Origin of the sequence: Janthinobacterium sp. GW458P (genome assembly GCF_002127585.1) — a bacterium.
Classification (GTDB): domain Bacteria; phylum Pseudomonadota; class Gammaproteobacteria; order Burkholderiales; family Burkholderiaceae_D; genus Janthinobacterium.
In genome coordinates this window covers 1-3,469 of the sequence record NZ_NEGZ01000120.1, presented here as the reverse complement: position 1 = coordinate 3,469, position 3,469 = coordinate 1, and the positions used below count along the sequence as shown (strand labels likewise).

Below are 3,469 nucleotides of genomic sequence, written 5' to 3'. Positions count from 1 at the left end.
CGACGGCGCGCGCCACGCGGCGCACGCGCTGGCCATGGCTTGCGCGGCCCGCGTGGCGGGCGAGGCGCTGCAACTGGCGCCCGCCGATGAGCTGTTCAGTTGCGGTCTGCTCGCCAGCCTCGGCCAGCTGGCCCTGGCCACCTTGCGTCCGCAGGCGTACGGTCAGTTGCTGGCCCTGCACGGCGGCGGCGCCACCTCCCTGCTGCTGTGCGAACAGTCGCGCCGCTTCGGCCACCACGAGCTGGCCCTGTCGGCCATCCTCATGCGCGGCTGGGGCATGCCGGACATCCTGTGCGACGCCGTGCGCTGCCATGCCGCGCCGCCCGGCTTCGGCCAGGCGGGACGCATGACGGACCTGGCCTGGCTGCTGAAGCTGGCCAGCGGCTTCGCCGACCTGATACTGATCAACGGCGCGGGTCCGCGCGGACCGTCGATGACGGCAGCGCGGGCGCTGGGACTCGATGCGCAACACATGGAAACGCTGCTGCGCCACAGCAGCGCCGAGTGGAGCGAATGGCGCGATATACTCGCCTTGGCCGAACCTGGCGCCGCCAGCCGCATGCGGACCAGGTCGCGGCGCGCCGCCCGCATGGCCTTTAGTGAATTCATATAATTTGTTGAAATTGATTTTTTGAGCGCGATTGCGTATCATTCCCTTCAACTCTTATTCGCCCCTAAAGCTCATCATGCATACAGCCGACGTTTGCACTACACAAAAGGCCGCCGAAATCCTCGGCATCTCGGTCACATCGGTGCAACAACTGGTCGAGGCCGGCGTTATCGAAGCCTGGAAGACCAAGGGCGGTCACCGCCGCATTCCCCTCGCGGCAGTGGAAGCCTACAAGGGCAATCCGGGCCAGCATGGCCAGGAACAGCGCACGGCGCGCCCGGCCCGTCCGGCGCCGACGGGCCGTCCGCCCTCCATCCTCGTCATCGAGGACAATCCGATGGAGCGCGCGCTGTATGAAAAGCAGATCGGTTCCTGGGGCTTGCAGGCGGCATTGCGCTTTTGCGAAAACGGCTACCAGGCGCTGATGGAAATCGCCCGCGACCAGCCCGACATCCTGCTGGCCGACATCGTCATGGAAGGCATCGACGGCTACGAGGTGATCCGCACCATCCTGGCCGACCCGCTGCTGGCGGAAATGCACATCGCCATGCTGTCGAGCCTGACGTCGGAAGAGCTGGCAGAACGGGGCGGCGTGCCGCCCGGCGTGGTGTTCTTTGCCAAACCGGTCAATTACGACGAGCTGCGCGGCTATCTGCGCGCCTGCTGCGCCGGCCATGCGCGGCGCAACAGCCTGGCCGCCTAGTCCACCACCTTCGTCCGGGAGTCCAGCATGCCAGCTTATCGCCACATCGATCCAGCCGTGCTGTTCCAGGCCACCGGCCATGACCTGGAGATGTTCCGCGCCCTGTCCCAGACCTACCTGGATACCTCCCCGGCCATGTATGCGCGCGTGGAGCAGGCCGTGCGCAGCGGCGCGATGCAGGCCATCGTGCATGGCTGTCATACCTTGCGCGGCACCGTGACCCTGCTGGGCGCCCGCGCGCTGACGGCGCGCCTGGCCGAACTGGAGCAGCTGGTGCGCCACCAGGGCGTGGCGCCGCCCGGCTGGCTCGATGAAACAGCGGCGCTGCTCGGCGCAGTGGAGCAGGAGGTACGCCGCAGCATGCTTGACTACACGGGCGCGCAGACATGAACGCGCGCCGGGCCATCCTGCGCCTGGTGCACCGCTATCCGCCGCGCGCCACGGCAGCCGTGGCCGGCCTGGCGCTGGTGGTCCTGCTGGCGCTGTGCATCATCGTCTCCGGCGTGCTGCTGCACCGCGAAGCCGTCGAAGACTGGAAACAGGACCTGTCCAACCTGTCGCTGCTGCTGGCGGAGAACACGGCGCAAAGCATGACGGCGGCCCGCCTCGTGCTCGACAGCGTCAGCAACGAGGTGCAGGCGGCCGCCCCGGCCGACGCGGCCGCGCTGGCCGCTGCCGCCGGCAATCCGGCCATGCACCAGCTGCTGCGGCACAAGATCGGCGGCGTGCCGCAAGTGGACGTGGTGTCCATCGTCGGCGGCGACGGCGCCGTGCTGGTCTTCAGCCGCGCCTACCCGGCGCCGCCCATCCGCCTCGACGAGCGCGATTACTTCGATTACCACCGCCGCCACCCGGAGGGCGGCATGCATGTCAGCGCCCCCGTGCAAAACAAGGGCAACGGCGCCTGGACCTTCTATATCAGCCGGCGCATCAGCGGGCCGGACGGGCGCTTCCTGGGCGTGGTGCTGGTCGGCCTGTCGTGCGACTTCTTCAGCAAATTCTTCCAGAACACGAGCATCGGCGAACATACGGCCTTTTCCCTGTACCGCAGCGACTACACGCTGCTGGCGCGCTGGCCTGCCGTCCCGGCCATGATGGGCAAGCGCAACCTGACGGGCAGCACCTACCGCCTGCTGGAACAGGGCAAGACGCACGGCGTGCTGCAGGTGGACTTGCCGCGCACGGCGGAACAGGGCCGCCCGGTCGACCGCCTGGCCGGCATCCGCCTGGTGCGCGACTATCCGCTGGCCATCAACGTCACCGTCACGGACGCGGTCTACCTGGCGGGCTGGCGCCGCATGCTGCGCACCATGGGCGGCGCGGCGCTGGTCAGCCTGCTGGTGGTGGCGCTGGCCGTGGCGCTGATCATGGGCCTGCTGCGGCGCCGCGAGCGCGACACGGCCAAGGCGCTGGCGCTGCAGGCGCACGCGGAAGCGGCGAACGCCGCCAAGTCGCGCTTCCTGGCCATCATGAGCCATGAAATCCGCACGCCGATGGCCGGCATCGCCGGCATGGCCGAACTGCTGCTGGAAAGCCCGCTCGACGCGACGCAGCGCCACTATGCGGGCAACGTCAGCAACGGCGTGCATGACCTCATGCACATACTCAACGACATCCTCGACCTGTCCAAGGCCGAAGCGGGCCAGATGGGCGTGGAGCTGCGCGACTTCGACCCGCGCCTGCTGCTCGACGACCTGCTGGTGCTGCACCGCGCACAGGCGGACCGCAAAGGCTTGCAGCTGGTGGCCGAGGTGGACCCGCGCGTGCCGCGGCAGGTCTGCTCGGACCGCACGCGCATCGCGCAGATACTGGGCAACCTGGTGGGCAACGCCATCAAGTTCACGGCGTCGGGCCCGGTGACGGTGGGCTTGCAGCTGGCGCCCGGCGCGCCGGAGCGCCCGGACACGGCCACGCTGCTGTTCCAGGTCAGCGACGGCGGCATCGGCATGACGCCCGAGCAGCTGGGCCGCGTCTTCCAGCCCTACTGCCAGGCCGACGCCAGCATCAGCGGCGCGTATGGCGGCACGGGACTGGGGCTGGCCATCTGCCAGCAGCTAGTCGGACTGCTGGGCGGCGAGATCGGCTGCGACAGCGCGCCCGGCGCCGGCTCCCGCTTCACCGTGCGCATCCCGTGCGGCGCCGCCGCCCCGGCCGCC

Annotated in this window: 4 protein-coding genes; all 4 read left to right on the top strand. The window is 69.2% G+C overall.

The features are described 5' to 3' along the window. On the top strand, nucleotides 1-613 hold a 613-nt coding region (locus CBW50_RS28155), incomplete at its 5' end, for an HDOD domain-containing protein (RefSeq protein WP_139842700.1). Nucleotides 614-686: 73 nt separating this feature from the next. Beyond that, complete coding sequence (locus CBW50_RS28150) at nucleotides 687-1,313, top strand: response regulator (protein ID WP_086148541.1); 627 nt, start codon at nucleotides 687-689, stop codon at nucleotides 1,311-1,313. 27 nt (nucleotides 1,314-1,340) lie between these two features. Further along, nucleotides 1,341-1,703 (top strand): Hpt domain-containing protein, encoded by a 363-nt coding sequence (locus CBW50_RS28145; RefSeq protein WP_086148540.1) that lies wholly within the window; start codon nucleotides 1,341-1,343, stop codon nucleotides 1,701-1,703. Next, on the top strand, nucleotides 1,700-3,469 hold a 1,770-nt coding region (locus tag CBW50_RS28140; RefSeq protein ID WP_139842699.1), incomplete at its 3' end, for an ATP-binding protein. The genes CBW50_RS28145 and CBW50_RS28140, both read left to right, overlap by 4 nt.